Raw genomic sequence first — 25,555 nt, forward strand, 5'->3', positions numbered from 1 at the left:
ATGCAAGCAGATATGGAGTATATTGATCATTTAATCATTGCACGTCTTTCAGGTAATGCTGAACCGGAAACAGATGCATTCCTCGACGAAATGATAGCAGCGGATGCAGATGTAAGGTCCAGGTGGACAGAGCTACAACAGGTACATGCGCAGTTGCGCCAGGATTTAGATAGAGAGAAAGCATGGAATAATGTGCTTTTTGGAATCAATGAACAATCCAGAGCAAGACAGAAAAGAAGAAGGTATTTACTGGTGCTCCCCATACTGTTGCTGGTGATGGCTGGTGCGGGTATTTTCTATTTTGGTTTTTATAATAACAGCGATCAAAACAATATCGCAGACGTTACAGCCAATACCCTGAAAAAAGGCATTACTTTTTCAACCGACAATGGAAGGGCCAGCTTTGAAAAGAACCAGCAGGGTAGTTTTATGGCGGGTGATGTTAAGCTCACCAACGATGGTGGTGCCCTGCAATACGATGCCTTGACTACATTAGCTAAAACAGCCACCATTGAAGTGCCACAGGGGCTCGATTACCAGCTCACGTTAAGCGATAGCACGAAAGTGTGGATCAATGCGGCAACCAAACTGGAATTTCCGCTTGCATTTACTGGCAATACAAGAGAAGTAAAACTCACCGGCGAAGCTTATTTTGAAGTGAAGCATGATGCCCGTAAACCATTTATTGTGCACAGTGGTCAACTGGCAGTGAAAGTACTCGGCACCAGTTTTAATATCAAAGCATATGCAAATGAACCGGTGCAGGCATCGCTGGTAACAGGTAGGGTGGAAGCGAGTATTGATCAAAGCAATCAACATGTAACGCTTAATCCCGGTAAAGCCGCAAGGATAGAAGCAGATAAACTAATTGAGAAAAGTTTCGATGAAAATTATACGCTGGCCTGGATCAAGGGCTATTATTATTTCAACAGCGAATCACTGAAACAGATTAATTATACGGTGGAGAGATGGTTTGGTTTGAGTTTTGTATTTGAAGATGCTGCCATCGGACAAATAGATTTTAGTGGTGCATTAGAGAAAAAGCAAAACCTTATAGAGTTTTTAACCCGTGTTTGCGCTGCTGCCAATCTTAGTTATAAGGTTGACGGAAATAAGATCGTTCTAAGTAAGAAATAGTTAAAAGATCAGTAAGTATTGCGTATGTTTTTTCATTGTTGTCCGCGGAAATTTGGGTGCAAGAAATTGTTTAGTAGGGCAATAAATAGAAGCTTGGTATTTAGGGAAGTTAAAAAAGATTAAATACAATCAGTCAGCCTGTTTACAGACCATAATTGGTTTAGGTTTAGTACAACTACGACAGCTAAATCAGAGGCCAATTCCGCCTGAGGCTGATGGGAACAGGTAGGGAACCAGGAGTAACATTCAATTTCGAACAGCAGCGTGATCGGTTTTATTCATTGCTAAAATATAATAAAGATTGCTTTAGCCTTAGTTTCGGCCAATTAAAAAAAAGTAAGGGTACTGTTTCCTACTTATGACAAAATGATTGCTGTAGAAGCATTTCAGAGTAGTGCGCTTTTTTTACCGGACAGCAATGTATGATTTTTCATGATTTTCAAGATTTATCATGATAAATCTTGAAAATCATGAAAATCTGTGTTCTATTAATACTCGCGCACATCATCCTTCGCTTAAATCATTAACAGTCACTCCGCACAACTCGTAGCTGTTTTTTACTGAACTGCAAGTCTTGAAGCCAAAGCTTGCAAAAGCCGCCTTTTTTTATTATTTATATCTCCCTAAACCTACCCTTATGACTACCATATTTCTCCAATATGAAGTCTGCGTAAAAAAATGGTTAATTCCTGTCACCCATTTGTCAATCATCCGGCGACTAAGTAATAACCCAAAACTTAGACGCTTTATGACAAGATTAGCGATTCTTCTACGCAGTGCGCTGCTTATCCTGACCCTTGTCTGTGTTTCGCAAACTATGGCGCGATCACAGAAGTACAAGGTTACGATCAAGGCAAAAGAACAACGCCTGCTGGATGTATTTAAGACCATCCAAAAACAAACCAATTTGATTGTGTTTTATTCTAACACCATATTAAATGACCAGGAAAAAGTGTCCATCCAGGTAAAGGATGAGGCGCTGGAGAAAGTGTTGGATCAGATTGTGGCGGGTAAAGGGCTACAGTATGAAGTGCAGGAAAAATATATTGTGATTAGTCCGAAGGAAATTAAAAAAGTTTCATCAGAAAAAAAATCGGAAGCAGGTGGTGAAGAAAAGGAATTAACGCCACCTGATATTACAGTTAATGGAAGGGTGACTAATGAAAATGGAGAGCCGGTTCCCGGCGCTTCTGTATTGATCAAAGGAACCAAGAGAGGTACCAGCGCAGATGTGAATGGTCGCTTCACTTTAACCAATGTACCGGATAATGCAACACTAGTTGTTTCGGGGACAAATATTGAAACGGTGGAGATGAGAGTGCAGGGGAGGACGGAGTTGAGTATTGTGACGAAGATGAAGGTGTCAGAGTTGGAGGAGGTGATTGTGGGGAAGGGGTATTATGAGGAGAAGCAGCGATTTACGGTGGGGAATACGGTGAGAATAACAGCAAAGGATATTGAGAAACAGCCTGTAACCAATCCATTATTTGCGTTACAAGGTCGGGTGCCGGGATTGCTGATTACTCAGAATACTGGGCTGGCGAATGGAGCATTTACCGCACGAATTCAGGGGCAAAATAGTATAGGTTATGGGAATGATCCTTTTATTGTTGTGGATGGTGTACCGCTTTCTTATGGGCTTCCATCTGGTAGTGGCAGGATGTTAGGCCCTTTAAATCCTGCAGGTGGTGGAGCTTCAAATAATGGTAATAATCCTATTAGTTTTATCAATCCAGCAGATATTGAGTCTATTGATATATTAAAAGATGCGGATGCAACGGCTATTTATGGATCCCGTGCCGCCAATGGCGCAATTATTATTACAACAAAGCGTGGGAAATCTGGTAATACAAAGGTTAATGTTGGACTTCAACATGGCTGGAGTCGAGTTGGACGTAAATTAAATCTTCTAAATACTAGGGAATACCTTGATATGCGGTATGAAGCAATCAAAAACGATGGACTAATAATCGGTACAACTGCGACTTTTAATGATTTAAACTTATGGGACACTACTCGCTATACTGATTGGCAAGAAGAACTAATTGGTAAGACAGCGACATATACTAATGCTAATGTGTCAATTTCTGGAGGTACTCAAACCGCTCAATATCTCATAGGAGGTACATATAATAGATCGACAACTGTTTTTCCCGGTGATTTTGAAAATACTAGTGGTTCAATTCATTTCAATATTAATACTTCTAGTGCGAATCAAAAATTCAAATTAAATATTACGGGTAGCTACAACGTAAGTAGTAATGCTATTCCAGGATCCGACCTTACAGAGGATGCATTGACAATAGTGCCAGTAGCCCCCAAACTTTACAATACTGATGGTACTTTGAACTGGGAACCCAACGCGGCAGGAAGTTCTACTTGGGATAATCCATTAACAGCTACTGCTTTCAGGACTTATGACCACGTAGCCAAAGCGCTGACTAGCAGCGCACAGGTAAGCTATAGCCTACTTCCAGGATTAATCATCAAAAGTAATTTTGGGTATAACAATATAAATGTAAATTCTTTTACAAAAGCTCCAATAGCATCTTTACGGCCGGAAGTACGTGCATTCTTACAAAGAAATTCTACTTTGAGCTATTCAACAATCAGTACGTGGCAAGTAGAACCGCAAATCACTTTCAACAAAGTCATAGGTGATTTAGGAATCGATGTAATAACTGGAGCTACCGTCCAGAAAAATCTCGGCGTTAATACATATATACAAGCATCAGGGTTTCCAAGTGACCTTCTTACCCAAGATTTGGCATCTGCAACAAGTTCTATAATAGATCATAGGCAATATATCTACCGATATAATGCTGCCTTTGGAAGATTAGGGTTGAACTGGAAAAAAAAATACTTACTGAATTTTACCACACGTCGTGATGGCAGTAGTCGGTTTGGAGAAAACAATTTATTCAACAATTTTTGGAGTATAGGTTCGGGGTGGATATTCAGCGAAGAGCCTTTTTTGAAGCCGTTAACTAAAATAATCAGCTTCGGAAAGTTAAGGACTAGCTATGGTACAACTGGCAATGATGGGATCCCAGATTATAGTTTTCTTGCTAGCTATTCGAATGTTTCGGTAGGCATTCCTTATCAAGGAGTAGCATCACTTAGGTCAACCGGGATTAAAAATTCATATATTCAATGGGAGGAGACCAGAAAGTTACAAGTAGGGTTAGATTTAGGTTTTTTGAAAGACAGAATTATGTTGAATCTTACCTATGTTCGTAACAGTAGTTCAAATCAGTTAATGAGTTATAGGCTGCCTACAACCACAGGAGTATCAGGTGTTGCTCAAAATTTTCCAGCCACTGTTCAAAATATAAGTTGGGAGTTCCTTGTATCCGCTTCCATTATTAAGCAGAAAAGTCTTAGTTGGACAACAAGCTTTAATCTAACAATACCGAGAAATAAAGTAATTAAGTTTCCTAACATAGAGAATACTTCCTATGCTAATGGTACTTCTGGTATAATTTTAGGACAGCCATTGGGGAGTAATTATTACTATCATTATCTTGGTATGGACCCAGCAACAGGGAATTACACATTTAGCGATGGTCAGGGCAATCCTAGTTTTACGCCCAGTGCCAGTGTAACTGAGGGTAAAACAGTGTTGTCGTTGCAAACTCAATTTTATGGTGGTTGGGTTAATACTTTTTCATATAAAGGGATTTCACTTGACTTCATTTTTCAATTTATTCGACAGCCAAATTTTTTCCTTGATGGAGTGACTGGGCCCTACACACCAGGCCAATTTTCTAGAGGAGCAGGTAATCAAACTAAAAATGTTTTATCAAATCGATGGCAATATCCTGGTGACATAGCCACTAATCCAAGATTCAGCACAGCAAATACTTCACAAAGAATGAGAACTTCTGACGCGTCCTATAATTATGATGCTTCATTCATCCGTCTTAAGAACGTTTCATTATCCTGGCAATTCCCCCCTAGTTGGCTTAAGAACATTCAACTGCAAAATGCTACAATGTTTTTTAGAGGTCAAAACTTGGCAACTATTACTAAATATGGTGGACTTGATCCAGAGACTGGGAGTGTATCCTTGCCTCCTTTACAGGTATGGACACTAGGTCTCAATGTTGTATTTAAATAAAAACAATTAAAAGGAAGTTATGACAAACTATTTATATAATTGGAAGTGGATATTCTCCTATAAAATTTACATAAGAAACTTGGCAATATTCTTGTTTATGTTTCTGGTTTCCTGTAAAAAACTGGTTGAGATTCCTGCACCCATTGACTCTATTTCCAACGAAAACGTGTTTACAATTGATGAGACCGCAATTGCTGCAGTAACAGGGATTTATGCCGAAATGAGTAAGTCAACTTCTTCAACCATAGGCGGTTTTTCAGGGGCAAGCAGCATCGGAGTTTTGACTGGACTTTCAGCAGATGAGTTGGTTTTTTTCGACCCACTAAATACAGGTCGTAACAATGCCTACTATACCAATGCTTTATCTGCAGAGGGGCAGGTATTCAATTTCGGCTTTGAACATTGGTCTCCACTGTACAATTATGTTTATCAATGTAATACTGCGCTTGAAGGCTTAATTGAAGAAAAGGCAGTAGCAGCGTTAACTCCATCTGTTCGGCAGCAATTATTGGGGGAAGTAAAATTTATGCGAGCTTTTTTTTACTTTCACCTTGTAAACCTTTATGGTGATGTGCCACTTGCTCTCAGCACTGATTATAATATAAATACCTTATTATTTCGATCGTCAGTAAATGAAGTTCTGAAACAAATAAAAAGTGACTTAATCGAAGCTACGAGTTTGATTTCTGAAAACTATCTTGCTTCTAATTTGTTGAGTAATTCAGCTGATCGAGTAAGACCAACGAAATGGGCAGCCTTAGCTTTACTCGCTAGAGTACATTTATATCTAAAGGAATATCAACAAGCCGAAAGTGTTAGCACACAACTTATTGAAAATGTTACGTTGTTCGGGTTGCCTTCATTAAATAATGCTTTTTTAAAAACAAGCAAGGAAGCTATATGGCAATTACAGCCCACCACTACCTATTATAATACAGAAGATTCCCGGTTTTTCGTGATTACAGCAAACGGCCCTAACGGTACAAATTTCGCATACTTGAGTGACCAGTTATTAAATGCATTTGAACAGGGAGACAAACGGGCTGTCATGGGCAACTGGATAGATAGTACTATTTACACTGTTTCAGGATCTATTCGGGATACTGTTTATTATCCATACAAGTATAAAAAGAGTTCTCTTGATTCTGCAATTTCAGGAAATACTGCTTCATCTGCAATGACAGAATACCAAATAGTATTAAGATTGGCTGAGCAATATTTGATAAGAGCAGAAGCACGAGCTATGCTGAGCAATATTGATGGCTCCCGACAAGATTTACTTGCGATTCGTAACAGAGCCGGATTATCCTCTGCTACACTCACAGCAAATGATCAATCATCTTTATTATCTGCTATTGCTCATGAGCGGCAAGTAGAATTATTTACTGAATGGGGCCATCGGTGGTTTGACTTAAAAAGAACAAATAAAGTTGATGAAGTGATGACAGTTGTAACGCCAATCAAATCAAAAGGAGCAACCTTGTGGCAGTCTTATCAAAAGTTATATCCTATTTCGCCAACGGACATACAGCGGGCACCAAATCTGTTTCAGAACCCAGGGTATTAGCAACACGATGAAAGAGTATTGAATCGAACTTGACAATAAATTAAGCTATGAACAAAATAAAATATGTTGTTAACCTCCTTTTTTTGCTGCCGGTTTTTACACAGGCGCAGATGAGTCAGACTGTTGCAACAGAACGTGGCACAGGTATTCAATGGACCACAGGACTTAGTTGGAAAGAGGTAATAGAAAAAGCAAAGCAGGAAAGTAAGTATATTTTCTTAGACATCTATGCCACTTGGTGCGGCCCATGTAAGCAGATGGATAAGTATGTATATACTAACGATACCGTCGGTGATTACTTTAATGATCAGTTTATATCAGTGAAAGTACAGATGGACAAAACAAAAAAAGATAATGAAAATGTGAGATTCTGGTATGCTGACGCTCAAAAGATCCAGAAGCAATACCGTATAAGCTCATACCCTACATATATTTTCATTGCTCCTGATGGCAGAACTACTCATGTTGCAAAAGGTTATATGGCTGTAGCAAAATTCATATCAGAGGCGGCGTTGGCAATGAAGCCTGGTCAAGTGTTTGTTGATAAGTATGCAAAGTTTGACAAGTTGGAGGTTGATTATACAAACGGGAAAAAGGATTATTCACAAATGTTATATATGATTAGGTGTTCCCGAGAATTGCGAAAGCAGGAGATATTTAGTGCTTTAGTAAAAGATTACCGGAAATATTTAGAAACTCTAAAGGGAAAGAATTTGTATACAAAAGAGAATATAGAATTTCTGAGCACCTACGGAGTAGTACATTCTAACTCAAAACTATTTGCCCTATTTTTTCCAAATGGTAAGAGGGCTGATAAAGTATCAGGAATAAGTAATCTTTCAATATATGTAGTCAATAGCATTATTCTCAGAGAGACTGTATTTCCTTTTTTGGGGATTAAACCGGGCAACATGCTGGGTGGCCCCATTAAGTTAGAAGAAGCTGATTGGGATAAGTTATATGCAATACTTCTGAAAAAGTGGCCAAAAAAATATGCTGATATAGCACTCCTTGATGGTAAACTTACATGGTACCAGCAGAAGAATAACCCAAAATTTGTGAGGTTTTATTTAGATAAACTGGACAAATATGGCTTTTATAATGGTGACGAGAATAGCAATACATCATATAGCATGGTGAATTTCCATTGCTGGGGAATATTTCTTAGCGAGCAAGACCAGTCACTGTTGGAACGTGCGGTTAAATATATGGCAAAAGTGGTTGATGCAAACCCCAATAATGTCTATTTTATTGACACATATGCTAACCTGTTATATAAGGTAGGGCGAAATGAATTAGCGATTGAGTGGGAACGTAAAGCTTTGGATTTTGTGACTAAGAATGATAATCAGCGTAAAATGAAACTATACAGAGAAATAATAGATAAAATATTAGCAGGAATACCGACTTGGCCAATAAAAAAATAATTGATTTATTAAATTAATTATTCAACAAATCATGATCAAACACTAATCGATAAATATGAAGGAGTTTGTAAAAATAGCTATAGAGATTTTAAATGTTATAGTTAGTTGAACATGAAATACATGATATTTTGTCATTGAAATTTAAAAGTTAATTCGCTATGCAAAAGTTGTCAATATCTTTTATTTAACAAACTCCACGTTATTGACGATTAAAGAAAGTATAAAACATAAAAGAGATTAAAATGAGTATAAAAATCAACCATTTGCTATTAATATCGTTCACAGTAATCGGCTTAGTAGCTTGTAAAAAATCCAATTTTGAAACTGTGGGACTTGTATCACTAAAAGTTGTAAATGTTGTGACTGGAGGAACAACTGCGAGATTAAATGGGTTGACGACTAATATTTCAAATGGAGGAACAACGGGAGGTTCCAACTTTACATTGTTTGCAGGCGCGCCTGATATTTATGTATGGCCTACAAATGATTCGTTAAAACCTTATTACAGTTCGCACAAAAGTGTAGTTATGGGTGAGAACGAGTACTATACACTTTTTCTGGGTGGGACACCTACTACCAGTGAGGGGCTTTTAGTGAAAGAAAACTGGAAGAATTATTCAGATAGTGTAGCTGGTATTCGGTTTGTTAATATGTCTCCAAACAGCAATCCCGTTAATGTAACACTCTCAACCTCCGCGAGCATAAATGAATTTTCTAATATTGCCTATAAACAGGTAACAGATTTTAAGTTATTTCCTGCAAAAAGCAATAATATAACATATACTTTCCAGGTAAGGAGTGTTGCTAACCCGGGAACTGTACTTGCCTCTGTAAGCATGAGTGGTACATCAGCAACAACTTATGTTCCACGATTTAGAAATGTGACATTGGTTTTCAGAGGAAATATTGGAGGATCAGGAGCTTCTGCCCCAGGTATTACCAGGGTAAATTATTACTAAATAATTTTCAATTTCAGGTACAATTAGTTTTTGGAGAATTACTTGTTAACTCTGTTGAGCTAATTAAAAGTTATTTGCATGAACTCAAAAAAATGACATGATCAAAAAGCCTTTTATTTATTGTTTTTTCAGTTTGGTTTTCACTACTCATTTTAATTCTGTTACACAATCACTAAGCAATAGCAATGGCATTTCTGATTCTGACATAATAAATAGTTTGCCGATTCGATGCGTTGGCCCTTTTATTCCATCGAGAATTAGTGATTTAGCTGTTTTAGAAAAAGATCCAATGATATTCTATGTTGCGTCGGCTTCAGGAGGATTATTTAAAACAGTTGACGGAGGGCGATCTTATCAAGTTTTTTTTGATAAGGATGGTGGAGGTAGTGTAGGGGCAATTGCTCTTTCTCAATCTGATCCAGATGTTTTTTGGATTGGTACAGGCGAAAGCTGGCATCGAAATAGTGTCGGCTGGGGTCGGGGGGTGTATAAAACCACTGACGGAGGGAAAACATGGCGGAATATGGGCCTTCACAATTCCAATAGTATCAGCAAAATTATCATTCACCCAAAAGATAAAAACATAGTATTTGTTGCAGTTACAGGTAGCGCTTGGGGACCTGGTAATGAACGCGGACTTTATAAAACAATTGATGGGGGTATAAACTGGAAAAAGGTGTTATATGTGGATGAAAATTCTGGAATAGCAGACATTGCAATTGATTACAAGGATCCTAAGAATTTGCTTGCCACCTCGTGGGATCATCAAAGGCTTCCTTTCATGTACCGTTACAATGGACCTGGAAGTGGAATATATCGTAGCACAGATGAAGGTGAAAACTGGTATAGAGTAACAAAAGGACTTGATCCAGTGCATTTTGGTCGAATATCAATAGATATTTTCCGAAGGGATGGACGCTATGCCGCCGCATGTGCAGAACAAGCACCGGAAAGTGGGTTCTATACTTCAGATGACGGTGGCGAGAGTTGGAAAAAGATGGCAGCTTTCAATTCAAAAAATTCAGACCAGTGGGGACGCCCCTTTTATAATAATCTCCTTCGTTATGACCCTGTCGATGTTAATAAAATTTATCACGCAAATCCTAAACATTTTACAACTGATCGTGGCGAAACATTCCGAGGTACTGTTGGTGACGATCATGCATTGTGGATCAATCCATCAAATCCGCGGCATAGCATTGCAGGTGATGATCTTGGCGTAAAACAATGTTGGAGTACTGGTTATGGAGAAAATAGTCTTTGTGACTATCTTCAATTGCTACCATTAGGTCAATCTTATGGAATAGGTTACGATATGCGTAAGCTATATCATGTAGTTACATCACCACAAGATAATCCTACTGTAATGATTCCGACACAAACAAATAATGGATATGTTGGAGCAAGGCACAATCAATGGTTGCGGGGGGCATCAGAAGGAGGTACCTGTAAAGTAGATCCAAAAGATTGGTCAACAGTTTACGCAGGTGGAAGAGGAGGGGAATTATTTCGTCATAATATACGCTGGGGTCAACAAAAAAATATTACTCCAGAAGGTGTGGGTGGAAAAAGGAGAAATAGATTTCGTGGCGGATGGTATTCTAAGTTTATACTTTCTCCTTGGGACTCCAAAACTATCTATTATGGGGCTAATCATTTATTTAAAAGTACAAACAGGGGAGATTCCTGGACGATGATAAGCCCTGATCTTACACATAATAAGCAAGAATGGAATCAACCTTTATTAGATATAAATGGAAGACCGGCTGGTGAATCCGGGGCGGAGGTATTTCAAACTATAACGACAATTTCTGAGTCTCCCTTAATAAAAGGGGTCCTTTGGGTAGGTACTGATTGTGGTAATGTTCAGCTTTCAATGGATGACGGGAAAACATGGAATAATATAACAGCAAATATTACAGGTTTGCCTAAATATACATGGGTTTCTCATATTTATGCTTCTAACCATTCTCCAGGGCGTGCATATGCGAGCTTTGACGGTCACCGCAATCAGGATTTAAAGTCTTACTTCTACGTAACTGAAGATTACGGGAAAACATGGAAAAAGATTAGCGAACAGTTTCCTGAAAATGAATCTAGCTATGTGATTAAGGAAGGATTGAAAAACCAAGATCTTTTATTCGCAGGAACAGAATTTTCGCTTTTTATCTCTCTTGACAGAGGTGTAACTTGGACAAAATATAGGGGGAAAGGAATATCGAAATTAGCAGGATATCTTCCTGATGTTGCAATTTTCGATATGGAGATTCATCCAAGAGAGCAAGATCTTATCATCGGCACTCATGGAAGAAGCATTTGGGTGTTGCCCATTGGTAACTTGGAGGAGCTCACAAAAGTGAACCGTATGAAAGATGTTCATTTTATGAAACCTGCCAATTATTACTTAATCCCACCTGATTATCAATTTCGCTTTTTAGGGAACAATAATGAACTATTTATTACTCAAAATACACAACCGGGCACCTCAATCAGTTATTATTTAAAGAAGGAAATTAAAGGGAAGGCAAGTGTTCGGATTGAGGATCATATGGGACGTATTCTTTTGAACCCAGGTGGAGGGAAACATATTTCGACTAATTATCCCTTAAAAGCTGGCGTAAATTTTTTTAAATGGAAAGATTATAGTGGGATTATAAAAAAGCCAGGGGAATACAAGCTTATATTAACGATAGGAGGAAGAGAATATTCGCAAATATTTCAGGTTGAAGATGCGGCCGATGAAGTTGTACCAGGTTGGGTAAAACCAAATTATCCAGAGATTAAACTTGCGAAGGAGGGTAGCGAGTAGATATTATATCAACATAGTTTTAAAAGATAAGAATCAATAGCTTATGTGTATTAGGAATAATAAAAGACAGATCATTTTTTTTTCAACCTTACTAATTGCACTTAGTCCGGGTTGCATCAGTAGAAAATATACCACTTGGCCTTCATACTTATATGATCATAGCACTCAACGGACAGTGATGGCTGAGCATGCGGGGGTTTCCAGTGCTCATCCTCTTGCCAGTAAAGTTGGGTTAAACATACTTCAAAAGGGGGGAAATGCTATTGATGCAGCCATTGCTATGCAGTTGGCATTAGCAGTTGTTTACCCTCAAGCAGGGAATCTTGGCGGTGGCGGATTTCTTACACTTCGAATGGCAGATGGAACGGTTAAAACGCTTGATTTCAGAGAGACAGCCCCGGCTCTTGCAACGAGAGATATGTTTTGGCAAAAAAAAGGCGAATTAGGGAAAAAAGATCTTAGAAGAACTGCACATTTGTCGTCAGGTATTCCAGGTACAATTGCTGGAATTTTTGAATGCCTGCCTTATGCGAAACTGCCATTTAAGGATTTAATTCAACCAGCAATTGATCTCGCAGAAAAAGGGTATTCTTTTAAAATACAGTACACAGTTGTATCTCAAGAACGAAATACGATGCCTAATGTCTTTGACGGTAAACTTAAAAGAAAGCTAGGCGAAAGTTTTGTGCAGCCTGAGTTGGCTGCCACATTAAAGCGGATTAGAGACAATGGAAGAAAAGAGTTTTATGAAGGATATACAGCAAATCTTATTGTTGACGAGATGCAAAGAGGTGGCGGAATTATATCAATGGCAGATCTAAAACAGTACAAAGCCATATGGAGAAAACCGCATCGTTTTTTTTACCGGGGCTATGAAGTGATTTCGATGGGACTTCCAAGTGGAGGTGGCATCCTTTTAAACCAAATGCTAAAAATGATTGAGCCTTATCCGGTTTCCACTTACGGGTTTGGTTCTGTTGCTGCCATCAATCTGATGGCAGAGGCTGAACGAAGAGCATACAAGGAAAGGTCTCTTTATTTAGGAGATGGCGATTTTTCAGAAGTTCCTGTTGATTTGCTTGTAAGTGCGCAACATTTAAAAGAGGTTATGAGCGATTTTATACCTGGAAAAGCAGGGGAGAGTACACCTTTGGAATTTTTTTCAAATTCTAATGAAAGTAAGGAAACCACTCATTTCTCAGTGGTCGATGCCCAAGGAAATGCTGTTTCAGTAACAACAACACTAAACGGTGCTTTTGGGAGTGGAGTGATAGTAGGTGGGGCAGGTTTTTTTCTTAACAATGAAATGTTTGACTTTCTTACGAATCCCGGAAAGGGCAATTATCCAGGTGGTGGCGGTAAAGCAAATCAGATTGAACCTCGGAAACGTATGCTCAGTTCCATGAGTCCTACGATCATCACTAAAGACAATAATTTATTCATGGTATTGGGAACACCTGGTGGCACTAATATTCCACTATCAGTATTCCAGACGATAGTGAACGTAATTGATTTTAAGATGTCGGCAACTGATGCCGTCAAAAGCACAAAATTTCATCATAAGTGGATACCAGATATACTCGCTGGAAAATTTAATCCAGATACTGCAAAAGCTTTGAAAAAAATCGGCTATCAATTAAATGGTAGATCTGTGGGGGCTGCGCTGGAAGTCATCAAAATTTCAGATTACAAATATTTGGAGGTTGTTTCACAGATTGGTTGTGCTGAGGGGTATTGACGAATAATAGCTGGCAAGTGTTTACTTGCATTATTGCAAAAAAGAAGTGCTAGGTCATTTTACCCCTTTTTGCATGTGCTAAATTAAAAAATGCCGATAAAAATAATTCCAGATGTAGTAGAGTGTTCAGTGGGAATGATCATATGCAATTTACTTAATTCAAAATGTGCTATTATATAAACGAGTAAAAATATGAAAGGGTAGCTGGTTTAATTTTTTATTGAACATTAGGAGTAACTAGTTAAACAAGTCTGAAAATCCCAAAACTGCTCAATCTGGTAACCTATATCAACTATTTCGAGAATAATTATATTAATATAAATAAGTATGAAAAGAGGAAATCATATGCGAATTAAAATATTGTTTATAATTTTTATTTTTTTAGCAATAGGAAGCTTTGTTTCATTATCATATGGACAGTCTGCTAGTAATATACTTAAGGCAGACGGAATGCCGTCAAATCCAAGGGTTCCTTTTCTATGGTATCGATATTACGATAGTAAGGGGTTATACGATATTATGAGAAAAATTGAAAAAGCCTATCCTAAATTGGCTAAGGTTAGTTCAATTGGAAAGTCTTACCTTGGAAGAGATATTTGGTGTTTGACTATCACAGATTTTTCGGTGGGTCAACCAGATGAAAAACCTGGTATATACCTTGAGGGAAATATTCATGGTAATGAAATACAGGGGGCAGAATTTTCTCTCTATACTGCATGGTATTTAACTGAAATGACATTAGAAAATCCAGTTATCAAAAAGTTGTTGCGTGAAAAAGTTTTTTACATCCTTCCATCAATCAATCCTGATGCCCGTGATCATTTTATACATGTAGCTGGTAGTGAATCGAGTCCGAGATTTAATATGAAAATAAATGATGATGCTTTGGTCTCGCAAAGTCTTACTAATGATCGATATCATAATTGGGCTATGGATTTAGATGGAGATAAGCACTTGACAGAAATCAGAATTCCCTCCTCGAAAGGAAGATATATTGAAAGCCCACAGAGACCATGGCAAATGATATTATTTAATGAATCGAAACCAGTTGAAGGAAGAATCAAATATGAAGTAATCAGCGAGGGGATTGTACAGAAGAATGATTTGTCAGTGTCGAAATATGATTTAAATAGAAATTGGTATTGGTGGTTTAATGCAAGAGATAGTGTTGAAATTTCCAAGCGTGCTGACTTTAGAAAATTTGGTGCATTTCCACAAAAAGAACAACAAGTTGTTCGAGATTTCTTTATAACTCATCCTAACATTTCAGTAGCAGAATCATTTCATAATGCTACAGGTGCTTTTTTTCGTGCAAGAGGCTTACAATTTTTACCAGTTGATAGCACAAATGCTGATAAAGCGGATGAATTAATATATAAAACGTTTGGCGAAAAGGCAATTGAAATTTGTCAGGGATTTGAGTATAATGAAACTCCGCAAAAGCTTACATTGTATAGATCGATAGATTGGATGTACGGTGCCCGGGGGGCGTATGCATTTCTACCAGAGCTTTTTACAAGACTTTATTCAAAATTCCATGGATCGCACTGGTTTGGGGATTCTACAATGGAAATACATGGTAAATTTCAAGATGAAATTTTATTTGGAGATGGTTTTTTACCTTGGCATAAGGTTATGCATCCAACCCTAGGCGAAGTGGAAATTGGAGGAACAAAAAAAACTTATGGACGAATACAGCCTGGTTTCCAAATTCTTGAAGATGCCCACTGTCAAATGGCTTTTACACTTTATATGGCACTTAGGACTGCCAAGGTAGAAATTATCAATTCTACAATTAAGCCTATCGACAAGAATACACAGGAAGTCAGTGTTGTAGTTCGCAATAGCGGATTGTTACCTACACACAGTTCGCCAGATCTGAAGCACGGCATTATTCCTCCAGATTTGGTTACTATAAATAATGCGAGCAAAGTGCTTCAAGTCATATCCACGTCATCTATTCCCAAAACAGCTAATGAAAATGCGGCAATAATAAAGATCACCAATATACCTGGGAGTGGAGAAGTTAAGATTACCTGGGTAGTGGAAGGGAAGGGAGACTATCTGATTTCTGTAAAGAGTATTCGCGGCGGTGTTACTCAACAGCAGATTAAACTTTGAACGGGATCGTAAAAAGAACTTATGCGGAAACATACATGTGCCATAGTTGTCTGATTATTATTTCCTACAATACTCAAACACTGATCAAAGACCAGTATTGGTTGTATGATCGGAATAGGCAGAAACCAGTGTTAGCCGAGAATGGTGCTGTGTCATCAATACACCCAATAGCCAGCAAAGCAGGTGTATATATCCTGAAAAGGAGGTAATGCTGTAGACTCAGCAATTGCCATGCAGTTGGTTCTGGCTGTTGTTCACCTTGCAGCAGGTAACCTTGGAGACGGCGGATTTATGAATGTACGGTTGAGGGATGGTACATGAGTATTCCGCGCAAATATACCAAGCATTCTGTTGAAGTTGGATTCAACTATTGCTAAAATCAAATAATCTTTCCTTCTAATACTCCCAACCCCCATCCCAAGCGTCTTATTCTCATCCACTCGTTCATAAACCAAACGGGTGGATGCATTTTTTCTCATAAAACAGCACTATGTATCTTATTCGTCGATGGCTCTTGTTGAGTCTTTTACCTTTTTGTGTAACTGCCCAAACCTACCAACAACCAACCATCCCCATCGCCACCCGATGGGCAAAACAGGTATCACCCACCAATGCCTTAAATGAATATCCTCGTCCACAATTAACCAGAAACAACCTACCTAACGGACAGGCAAGCTGGGTTAATTTAAACGGACTCTGGGATTATGCTATTTCAGATTCAGTTACAACTACACCTGCTTATGCAGGCAAAATACTGGTGCCCTATCCACTGGAATCATCGCTTTCGGGTGTTAAAAAATCACTTAAGCCAGCAGAAAGACTCTGGTATAAAAAAGTATTCTCTCTTAAATCCAATACCGGTGAAAAGACCATTCTTCATTTTGGTGCGGTAGATTACCAATGCTGGATCTATTTAAATGGAAAAGCCATTGGTGGTCACGAAGGTGGATATACCGCTTTTAGTTTTGATATCACGCCATATATACAGGCAGGCGAAAACGAACTGGTTGTAAAAGTGTATGACCCCTCTGATGCTGGTATCGGTCCAAGAGGTAAACAGGTATTAAATCCATCTGGTATATATTATACACCATCATCGGGTATCTGGCAGACAGTTTGGCTGGAAAGTGTTCCGGAAAAATACATCACACAAATAACCATAACCCCCAATATTGATAAGTCATCTGTAGCCATAAAAGTAGGTGCTGCTACAGATGAACCTATTACTATTACCCTTGATGGTAAAACCACAACAGGTAATTCTAATCAGCTCATCAATATCCCTATTAAAAAAGCAAGACTCTGGTCACCTGCCGATCCTTACCTCTACGACCTGGACATCAAAATGGGTAATGACCAGGTGAAGTCTTATTTCGGCATGCGCAAAGTTTCCGTGCAGAAAGATGTACAGGGGCATGAACGGATTTTTCTGAATAACCAACCCTATTTTAACCTCGGTGTACTTGATCAGGGTTTCTGGCCCGATGGTTTGCACACAGCACCTACAGATGAAGCATTGCGGTTTGATATCGAAGCCATCAAAGCCATGGGCTTTAATACCATTCGTAAACATATTAAAATAGAACCCGCACGCTGGTACTACCATGCCGATAAAATTGGGATGCTGGTATGGCAGGATTTTGTGCAACCCAATCCAAGATTACCGCAAGGAGCAAAAGAAATATTCGAGAAACAAGGTGCTGAAATGATGGCCCAATTGAATAATCATCCCTCCATTACAACATGGGTACTCTTCAATGAAAAATGGGGTGCCTATGATCAGCAAAGACTCACCGAATGGGTAAAACAAACGGACCCTACCAGACTGGTGAATGGTCATAGCGGTGAGATACTCTACGTAAATGAAAAATTGAGAAGCCCTTCACCAAACGCTTATGTATCTGCTGATATCACCGATGTGCATTCTTATCCTGATCCGAAGAATTCACTAGCTATGCCGGGCAAAGCAAGAGTGCTTGGTGAGTTCGGTGGTATTGGTGTATTCATTCCCGGTCACCAGTGGAACACGAATAGCGCCTGGGGTTATATCAATGTAACACCAGCCGCACTCAAAGCCAAATACCAGATGATGAACCAGCACTTACAACTACTGGAGAAAGAAGGGCTCTCGGCTTCTATCTATACACAGCCATTTGATGTGGAAGGTGAGCAAAACGGACTGATGACTTATGACCGGGAGGTCATCAAAATACCGTTTGAAGATTTAAGAAAAATTCATCGGCCACTTTATAGTATTACAGGCAGCCTGCCTGCAGTAAGTGCAGACAATGCAGACCTCACAGAACCCACACAGGTATATGCGAACCTTATGCAGTCTTACCTGAATGGTAAACGTGATGACCAGACATTGAAAGTACTTACACAACTGGCGATTCAAAACAACGATGCAGCAGGCAAACAAAGATTCGGGCAGGCTTATATATCCATGCTTTCAAAACCTTATAGTGCGGATGATCTCGCCTTTCTGGAAGGGAGCACTAAAAAAGTAACTGACCCCGGTTTTCAACCATTGATCCAGCATTTACAGCAGAATACTAACAGGCCACTGCATGTTAAACTGATGAATATGGTATATGCAGACCTGATAGCTCCGGCTGTTCCCAATGCACAGGCCAAACCCAATTGGGATGAAATTGCTGAGAAGGTAAAACCTTATGGTGCTGTTGGGGAAGAAATGTTACTGCGTGCCAAAACCGTACATACCTATAACCAGAAAGACTGGGCTGCTTTTGTACCGACGGCTAAAGCCTATACTGAAAAATATGGCAGCAATTTAAAACCGGAAGAGTTAAAACAATTTAAAGAAGCAATAGCTCAGCATCAATAATGAACACTATAATAGAAAATATAGTTGGGACTGATTATCTATCGGTTCGTGCACCCGGCCGCATCAACCTGATTGGTGAACACACGGATTATAACAATGGATTTGTATTGCCTGCTGCGATCAATAAATATGTACAGGTGCATATCAGCAAAAGATCTGATGATCAAATATCACTTTATGCAAGCCAGTTTGATGAACAACTGGAATTTAGCATGAGTGGAATCAGTCCACAAAAAAAACACTGGTCTAATTATGTCTTAGGTATTGTGGATCAGCTTTTCCAAAAACATTTATCCATTACAGGATTTAATATGTTCATTGAAGGAGATGTTCCAGTAGGAGCAGGTATGTCTTCCTCTGCTGCCATGGAATGTGCCGTATTGCTGGCACTCGATCAATTATTTGCCTTACAGCTTTCAAGGTTCAGTATGCCTTTTATTGCTCAGGCGGCTGAACACAAATTTGCCGGGGTGAAATGTGGTATCATGGATCCTTATGCCAGTATTTTTGGAAAAAAAGGCATGGCGCTGAAACTGGATTGCGCCATGCATACCCATAGCTATGTGCCACTCCACTTACAGGGTTATAAAATGGTGTTGTTAAATACCAATGTCAAACATTCCCTCGCTTCTACCGCTTATAACCAACGCAGGGAAGAATGTGAAGCAGTGGTAGAGAAAGTACAAAAGCATACAGACAATATCCGCTCCTTACGTGATATTACATTACCCATATTGTATGATTTTGTTGATGATCCAACACTTCGCAAAAGAGCCGCTTATGTGATCCGTGAAAATGCCAGACTGCAATCGGCCTGTGTGGATTTACAAATCGGTGATCTCGAAGCTTTCGGAAAAAAAATGACGGAAACCCATAAGGGTCTTCGGGATGATTATGAAGTAAGCTGTGTGGAATTAGACTGGTTAGTAGATGCGGCACTTGCAGAGCCCGGTGTGCTTGGAGCCAGGATGATGGGTGGCGGCTTTGGCGGATGTACCATCAATATCATCAAAGATGAAATGATTGAACCACTCTGGGAAAAACTCGCACCGGCTTATGAAAAAGCAATGGGCAGGAAATTAACCGCTTATATCGCAGAAACCTCAGATGGTGCTTCACCCATAAAACATGTCTATGCGTAATCTATTGATCCTGCTGATGGCAGTGGTGACTGTATACAGTTGCAACCAGGAAAAAACGATGGAAGAAGGCGTATATACCATTTGCAATAAAAGGGGTATGGAAGCTTTCTTTTGCGCAGAAGGTGCCAGGCTGATGCGTCTTGTAGTACCGGATAAAAATGGCCGACCCACGGATGTAGTGGTGGGTTTTGACAGTATTGCGCAATATGCCAAAAGCACAGAACCTTATTTTGGCGCAACCATCGGCCGTTATGGTAACCGCATTGCGAATGGAAAGTTCTCCATTGACAAGAATGCTTACCAGCTCTCTGTGAATAACGGCCCCAATACGCTTCATGGCGGTAAAAATGGGTTTCAGTACCAAAAATGGCAGGTAGAACAGGAGGGAGATTCCACACTCATTTTTACCTATCTATCCAAAGAGGGAGAGGAAGGTTTTCCCGGTAACCTGAACGTGAAAGTTACTTATACCGTTACTTATGATAACCAGTTACGAATGGCTTATGAAGCAACCACAGATCAACCTACAATTGTGAACCTTACCAACCATGCTTTCTTTAATTTAAACGGAGAAGGTAGTGGTACTATTGAAAACCACTTATTACAAATCAATGCTTCGCATTATACACCGGTAGATTCAACACTGATTCCAACAGGATTGATCGCACCCGTGGCTAATACGGTATTTGATTTTACGATGCTTCAAAACATTGGCAGTCGTATTCATGAAACGGATAGCCAGCTTATCTATGGCCTTGGTTATGATCATAATTATGTGCTTGATGGAGATGGTATGCGACATGCTGCAAAAGTAGTGGGTGATCTCTCTGGTATCGTTATGGATATCTATACCGAAGAACCAGGACTACAGTTTTACTCTGGCAATTTTATGCAATCAAAGAACAAACTACGTAAGGGTATGGATGATTTCAGGACAGCCTTTTGTCTGGAGACACAGCATTATCCTGATAGTCCGAATCAACCCTCATTTCCATCAACCCTATTAAAACCCGGAGAAGTTTACCGAACCGTATCCAGTTATCAATTTTCGACGCAATAATATTTTCATGACTGCTGCATTATTAGCCTCCCATCCACACAGAAGACTGAATCAACTGACTGGTGAATGGGTACTTGTTTCGCCACACAGGTCTAAAAGACCCTGGCTGGGAAAAACCGAATCACTGGATGAACCAGCTATTCCGGCTTATCAAAACGATTGTTATCTCTGTCCTGGTAATACCAGAACCAGTGGGGTACAAAACCCTGCTTATCCCGGTGTCTATGTTTTTGATAATGATTTTGCTGCCATATTAAACAGTTCGGAGACATTATTTCCCGAACCTCAGTCTCTGTTTAATTTCGAACTGGTCAGCGGAAGATGTCGTGTTGTTTTATTTTCTCCCAGGCACGATTTGAGTTTACCCGAGCTCGACTTACAACAGTTGAATGAACTGGTGGCTGTATGGATAGCAGAACACAAATCTTTGCGTGAGATACCCCAGATCCGTTATATACAAATTTTTGAAAACAAGGGAGCGATAATGGGATGCTCCAACCCACATCCGCACGGACAGATATGGGCAGGAGATTTTATTCCTGTTGAAATAACCACAGAGGATAAAATGCAGCGTAATTATTTTGAGAATTGTGGTCGCAGTTTGTTGTCGGACTATCTAAAACAGGAACAAAAAGCAGGAGAACGCATCGTTTGTTCGAATGAACATTTTACCGTTGTGGTTCCTTTCTGGGCGGTATGGCCTTATGAGACTTTGGTGATACCACATAATCAGGCAGCAACTATTGAAGCCATGACCAGGGCCGAACAGGCATCATTCGCTGCCATACTAAAAGAAATAACCACACGCTACGACAACCTCTTTGGCATTTCTTTCCCTTATTCTTCAGGGATTCATCAGTCGCCTGTCAATGGTATCAAGAGAAACTGGTGGCACTGGCATGTACATTTTTATCCGCCACTACTTCGGAGTGCTACCGTGAAAAAATTTATGGTAGGTTATGAAATGCTGGCCGAAGCACAAAGGGATATCAGTCCGGAAACAGCCGCTGCGCAACTAAGCGCTTTATCTGGTATTCATTATAAAAAAAGAGTTCTATGCAATTAGCATTTATTGATTACCTCATCATAGCAATCTACTTTTTAATTGTAGTGGGTATAGGGTTATACCTGAAGCGAAGAGTTAAGAGTGGAAATGATTTTCTGATGAGTAATAAAACCATTCCACTCTGGGCAACATCACTAGCATTCATCTCCGCTAATCTCGGAGCACAGGAAGTGTTGGGTATGGCGGCCAGTGGTGCCAAATATGGTTTGTATACCACCCATTTTTACTGGCTGGGTGCGGCATTTGCAATGGTTTTCCTGGGTATCTACATGATGCCTTTTTATTATGGAAGTAAAGCGCGTAGTGTACCTGAATACCTTAAGCTTCGCTTTGATGAAAAGACAAGAACATTCAATGCATTTTCCTTTGCAGGCATGACGGTTTTTTCCTCGGGTATCTCACTCTATGCACTTGCCATGCTGATGGAAGTGATTCTTGGATGGAACTTTGATACTACTATCTGGATTGCAGCATTGATTGTTTTGGTCTATATTTTTCTGGGTGGACTTACCAGTGCCATCTACAACGAAGTGTTGCAGTTTTTTCTGATTGTGATAGGAATTGCGCCGCTTGTATTTATAGGACTGGAAAAAGCAGGTGGTATCAATGGTATCATACAGCACGTGGGTGATGCAAAACTGCATCTGTGGAAGGGGATGGGCAATGCGGCCAATAACCCCATGGGAGTAGACGCTTTTAGTATGATTTTTGGTCTTGGCTTTGTACTTGCTTTTGGTTACTGGTGCACGGATTTTCTGGTAGTGCAAAGAGCAATGATTGCGCGTAACCAACGTGAGGCAAGGCTTACACCGATCATCGCGAGTTTCCCAAAAATACTCATGCCGGTGATTGTGATCTTGCCGGGTATCATACTGCTTGCTTTGCAGGATCAGTTCGCTGAATTTGATCTTCCGAAAAATGCAGGTGGTGATACGGATTATAATATGGTGCTTCCTCTGCTTTTACAAAAGCTCTATCCATCCGGACTGTTGGGTCTTGGAGTAACTGCACTCATCGCCTCTTTTATGAGTGGTATGGCAGGAAACGTAACAGCATTTAATACCGTTTTTACTTTTGATATTTACCAGACCCATATCCGCCCACAGGCATCCGACAAGCATTATCTCTATGTAGGAAAGATCACTACTGTTGTGGGTATTTTGATTTCCATCGCTACGGCTTATGTAGCTCGCAGCTTTAATTCTATCATGGACTTATTACAACTGGTTTTTTCTTTTGTCAATGCGCCGCTGTTCGCCACTTTTTTTCTGGGTATGTTCTGGAGAAGAACTACGGGTCATGGTGCGTTTTATGGACTGGTGAGTGGTACTTTTTCCGCCGCATTGATCCATGGGTTAAGTACCGCAGAGGGAAAGGGTGGTTGGATTACTGAACTGCATCATTTTTATTCCGGTACCGGACAGGCTTTCTGGATGGCTTCGATTGCTTTTATCATCTGTTTTGCGATTACGGTAGTAGTTAGTCTTTGTACCCGTCCAAAATCAAATGAAGCACTGGTGGGATTGGTTTACAGTCTCACACCCAAAGAAACAGTTGTGGAGAAACACTGGTACAAAAATCCACTCTGGCTTGGCCTACTGATGATTGTGTTAACCCTGTTACTGAATTGCTGGTTCAGGTAATTCCAACAAATAATATACGTGCAACCAAACCCTGGCTATATGAAAACTATCTTACTGTGTTTTGTCCTGATTATTTCTCTTTCCTGTTTTGCACAGGAAACCAATAAACAAATTTTTGAATCACCCCAGTTAAAGAGCATAATTACCAAACATAAAACAGTGGCTATTCTTCCTTTCCGCGTGACCATCACCTATAAGAAAATTCCCAAGGGCTACGATGCATCTGCAAACAAAGCGGATGAAGCGAGTCAGGGAGTGAATATGCAACAGGGTATGTATACTTATCTGCTTAGGAAATCGAAAAATTATTCCGTGAGTTTCCAGGAAACAGAGCGTACCAATGTACTCTTAAAAAAAGCAGGACTCTATGAGCGGCTCGATGAAGTGCTTCCGGATTCCATTGCCAATGTATTGGGAGTGGATGCGGTTATCAAATGCAGTTATGCATATGAGAAAACAGGTAGTGAAGGAGGGGCAATCGTTAAAACTTTACTCTTCGGAGGAATCGGCGCCAAGACTGGATCGGGTGCATTAACCATGCAGGTAAACAATGGAGCAGATGGTATGCTGCTCTGGCGTTTTTATAAAGAAATGAATGAGGGTGTTTTCTCTAATGCCAATGAGTTGATGGAAAGAATGATGCGCAAAGTGTCGCGGAATTTTCCTTATGAGAAATGAGAATGAATTGATGGAGCAGGGTGTACAAATTCAGTTGCCATCAGTCATATATAAAATGTTAGTTTTCTTCATGCTTGTAATCGTTAGTTGCATGAGCCGGGCTCCTTTTAAGGATGCCCGGTTTTTTGGTACTGGGTGCTGGGTGCCAGGTATTAGGGGTTTGCTATTAGCCATTAACTGACACATTTAATTGAACACTCCCTAATTGAACACTCCCTAATTGAACAATCCCGTGCGATTAGATAGGTTTTTCCCAGTACCCAGCACCTAACCTCTAGCCCCCCAAAAAAAATCCCCTCCCTCAATACTCCCTTTCCCATTCTCAAGCGTCTATACATTATCAAACAGCTCCCATTTTGGGAACGGTTGTGTTAATCTTTTAATCGGTTCTTGGTCGAACCAGGGGGCGAACCCAAACAATAATATGGGCAGGCGAGTCCCCTTTTTTAAACCTTAAGTATGAGAAAATTATTCATCAGCTTATGCTTATTGCTCGCGTATTATAGCAATGCGCAAAACCCGGTGCAATGGCAGTTTAGTGTAAAAAAAATAAGTGAGGGGCTGTATTCCTGGTCGGCTAAAGCTGCTGTGAATAAGCCCTGGCATATTTATTCACAGTCAACACCAGAGGGTGGACCTATTCCTACCTCCATAGCATTCAATAAGAATCCGATGATTGATTTGGAGGAGCAGGTAAAAGAACAGGGTAAAATGATTACCAAAAGAGAAGAAGTGTTTGGGGTGGATGTAAAATACTACGACGGTACAGTAGAGTTTGTACAGGTATTTAAACTAAAGCGAAAAATTAAAACCAATATCAGCGGAACTATCGAATACATGGTTTGTAACGACAGTGAATGTTTGCCACCCAAAAAACAAAGCTTTTCCCTTGCGGTACAATAAATGGATACTTGCAGGACTTGCCGGATTGCTGTCTTGCAAGTCGCCCCATAAAGCATACCTGATGCCCTATGGGTTGCGCTATCCTACGGTAGCAAATGAGCAGATCTGTATCAACACCGATACTTGTTGTAATGAGGGAGTGCTGATTGGGATATTAATGAAGGAGGGAGCGCATAGGGTGAACATAAGATCCGATCAGCGCCAGATAACGGCATTTTATGCACCGATGGATGCGGAAAGGATAAAACAACTGACAACAAAACTCAACCTGCAATGTGTGCATTTGAAACCGGTACACAGCAGGATGCAATAATCATTTTCTCATGTGCATTAGGTT

17 protein-coding genes are annotated in these 25,555 nt (G+C 39.8%); all 17 read left to right on the plus strand.

The window, feature by feature from the left end; genetic code table 11:
* The 17 genes from ACH30E_RS10490 (at position 1) to ACH30E_RS10570 (ending at position 25,531) form a co-directional block, all read left to right on the plus strand.
* Positions 1–1,137: a FecR family protein gene (locus tag ACH30E_RS10490; protein WP_490824775.1), complete on the plus strand. Its 1,137-nt coding sequence runs from the start codon at positions 1–3 to the stop codon at positions 1,135–1,137.
* A gap of 637 nt (positions 1,138–1,774) precedes the next feature.
* Positions 1,775–5,257 (plus strand): SusC/RagA family TonB-linked outer membrane protein, encoded by a 3,483-nt coding sequence (locus ACH30E_RS10495; protein ID WP_490824776.1) that lies wholly within the window; start codon positions 1,775–1,777, stop codon positions 5,255–5,257.
* A gap of 19 nt (positions 5,258–5,276) precedes the next feature.
* A complete protein-coding gene (locus ACH30E_RS10500) occupies positions 5,277–6,824 on the plus strand; it encodes a RagB/SusD family nutrient uptake outer membrane protein (RefSeq protein ID WP_490824777.1) in 1,548 nt (515 codons plus the stop codon).
* Between the two features lie 47 nt (positions 6,825–6,871).
* Positions 6,872–8,251 (plus strand): thioredoxin fold domain-containing protein, encoded by a 1,380-nt coding sequence (locus ACH30E_RS10505; protein WP_490824778.1) that lies wholly within the window; start codon positions 6,872–6,874, stop codon positions 8,249–8,251.
* Positions 8,252–8,493: 242 nt separating this feature from the next.
* Positions 8,494–9,210: a hypothetical protein gene (locus ACH30E_RS10510; protein WP_490824779.1), complete on the plus strand. Its 717-nt coding sequence runs from the start codon at positions 8,494–8,496 to the stop codon at positions 9,208–9,210.
* A gap of 97 nt (positions 9,211–9,307) precedes the next feature.
* A complete protein-coding gene (locus ACH30E_RS10515) occupies positions 9,308–12,019 on the plus strand; it encodes a WD40/YVTN/BNR-like repeat-containing protein (RefSeq protein ID WP_490824780.1) in 2,712 nt (903 codons plus the stop codon).
* Between the two features lie 178 nt (positions 12,020–12,197).
* The gene (ggt, locus tag ACH30E_RS10520) at positions 12,198–13,757 is read left to right on the plus strand and encodes a gamma-glutamyltransferase (protein ID WP_490824781.1); all 1,560 of its coding nucleotides are present in this window, start codon (positions 12,198–12,200) and stop codon (positions 13,755–13,757) included.
* Between the two features lie 327 nt (positions 13,758–14,084).
* Positions 14,085–15,878 (plus strand): M14 family zinc carboxypeptidase, encoded by a 1,794-nt coding sequence (locus ACH30E_RS10525; protein ID WP_490824782.1) that lies wholly within the window; start codon positions 14,085–14,087, stop codon positions 15,876–15,878.
* 231 nt (positions 15,879–16,109) lie between these two features.
* The gene (locus tag ACH30E_RS10530; RefSeq protein WP_490824783.1) at positions 16,110–16,199 is read left to right on the plus strand and encodes a hypothetical protein; all 90 of its coding nucleotides are present in this window, start codon (positions 16,110–16,112) and stop codon (positions 16,197–16,199) included.
* Positions 16,200–16,368: 169 nt separating this feature from the next.
* Positions 16,369–18,726, plus strand: coding sequence for a glycoside hydrolase family 2 protein (locus tag ACH30E_RS10535; protein ID WP_490824784.1), 2,358 nt, complete (start codon positions 16,369–16,371; stop codon positions 18,724–18,726).
* Positions 18,726–19,868, plus strand: a complete 1,143-nt coding sequence (gene galK / locus ACH30E_RS10540; RefSeq protein WP_490824785.1) for a galactokinase — start codon at positions 18,726–18,728, stop codon at positions 19,866–19,868. Before ACH30E_RS10535 ends, galK begins: the two co-directional genes overlap by 1 nt.
* A complete protein-coding gene (locus ACH30E_RS10545; protein WP_490824786.1) occupies positions 19,861–20,928 on the plus strand; it encodes an aldose epimerase family protein in 1,068 nt (355 codons plus the stop codon). The genes galK and ACH30E_RS10545 overlap by 8 nt, the downstream gene beginning before the upstream one ends.
* 7 nt (positions 20,929–20,935) lie before the next feature.
* Complete coding sequence (locus ACH30E_RS10550; RefSeq protein ID WP_490824787.1) at positions 20,936–21,994, plus strand: UDP-glucose--hexose-1-phosphate uridylyltransferase; 1,059 nt, start codon at positions 20,936–20,938, stop codon at positions 21,992–21,994.
* The gene (locus ACH30E_RS10555) at positions 21,985–23,637 is read left to right on the plus strand and encodes a sodium:solute symporter family protein (RefSeq protein ID WP_490824788.1); all 1,653 of its coding nucleotides are present in this window, start codon (positions 21,985–21,987) and stop codon (positions 23,635–23,637) included. The genes ACH30E_RS10550 and ACH30E_RS10555 overlap by 10 nt, the downstream gene beginning before the upstream one ends.
* Positions 23,638–23,676: 39 nt before the next feature.
* Entirely contained in the window at positions 23,677–24,315 is a 639-nt protein-coding gene (locus tag ACH30E_RS10560) for a hypothetical protein (RefSeq protein ID WP_490824789.1), read from the plus strand.
* A gap of 459 nt (positions 24,316–24,774) precedes the next feature.
* The gene (locus ACH30E_RS10565) at positions 24,775–25,218 is read left to right on the plus strand and encodes a protein-disulfide reductase DsbD domain-containing protein (protein WP_490824790.1); all 444 of its coding nucleotides are present in this window, start codon (positions 24,775–24,777) and stop codon (positions 25,216–25,218) included.
* On the plus strand, positions 25,205–25,531 hold the full coding sequence (locus tag ACH30E_RS10570) for a hypothetical protein (RefSeq protein WP_490824791.1): 327 nt from the start codon (positions 25,205–25,207) through the stop codon (positions 25,529–25,531). The genes ACH30E_RS10565 and ACH30E_RS10570 overlap by 14 nt, the downstream gene beginning before the upstream one ends.
* Positions 25,532–25,555 lie beyond the last annotated feature (24 nt).

It is taken from the genome of Sediminibacterium sp. FW305-C-61, from assembly GCF_058231065.1.

Excerpts from the sequence above, each read along its gene's own strand:
- ACH30E_RS10490 (WP_490824775.1), top strand. The coding sequence starts at position 1 with ATGCAAGCAGATATGGAGTATATTGATCATTTAATCATTGCACGTCTT.
- ACH30E_RS10495 (WP_490824776.1), top strand. The coding sequence starts at position 1,775 with ATGACTACCATATTTCTCCAATATGAAGTCTGCGTAAAAAAATGGTTA.
- ACH30E_RS10500 (WP_490824777.1), top strand. The coding sequence starts at position 5,277 with ATGACAAACTATTTATATAATTGGAAGTGGATATTCTCCTATAAAATT.
- ACH30E_RS10505 (WP_490824778.1), top strand. The coding sequence starts at position 6,872 with ATGAACAAAATAAAATATGTTGTTAACCTCCTTTTTTTGCTGCCGGTT.
- ACH30E_RS10510 (WP_490824779.1), top strand. The coding sequence starts at position 8,494 with ATGAGTATAAAAATCAACCATTTGCTATTAATATCGTTCACAGTAATC.
- ACH30E_RS10515 (WP_490824780.1), top strand. The coding sequence starts at position 9,308 with ATGATCAAAAAGCCTTTTATTTATTGTTTTTTCAGTTTGGTTTTCACT.
- ggt (WP_490824781.1), top strand. The coding sequence starts at position 12,198 with ATGGCTGAGCATGCGGGGGTTTCCAGTGCTCATCCTCTTGCCAGTAAA.
- ACH30E_RS10525 (WP_490824782.1), top strand. The coding sequence starts at position 14,085 with ATGAAAAGAGGAAATCATATGCGAATTAAAATATTGTTTATAATTTTT.
- ACH30E_RS10530 (WP_490824783.1), top strand. The coding sequence starts at position 16,110 with ATGCAGTTGGTTCTGGCTGTTGTTCACCTTGCAGCAGGTAACCTTGGA.
- ACH30E_RS10535 (WP_490824784.1), top strand. The coding sequence starts at position 16,369 with ATGTATCTTATTCGTCGATGGCTCTTGTTGAGTCTTTTACCTTTTTGT.
- galK (WP_490824785.1), top strand. The coding sequence starts at position 18,726 with ATGAACACTATAATAGAAAATATAGTTGGGACTGATTATCTATCGGTT.
- ACH30E_RS10545 (WP_490824786.1), top strand. The coding sequence starts at position 19,861 with ATGCGTAATCTATTGATCCTGCTGATGGCAGTGGTGACTGTATACAGT.
- ACH30E_RS10550 (WP_490824787.1), top strand. The coding sequence starts at position 20,936 with ATGACTGCTGCATTATTAGCCTCCCATCCACACAGAAGACTGAATCAA.
- ACH30E_RS10555 (WP_490824788.1), top strand. The coding sequence starts at position 21,985 with ATGCAATTAGCATTTATTGATTACCTCATCATAGCAATCTACTTTTTA.
- ACH30E_RS10560 (WP_490824789.1), top strand. The coding sequence starts at position 23,677 with ATGAAAACTATCTTACTGTGTTTTGTCCTGATTATTTCTCTTTCCTGT.
- ACH30E_RS10565 (WP_490824790.1), top strand. The coding sequence starts at position 24,775 with ATGAGAAAATTATTCATCAGCTTATGCTTATTGCTCGCGTATTATAGC.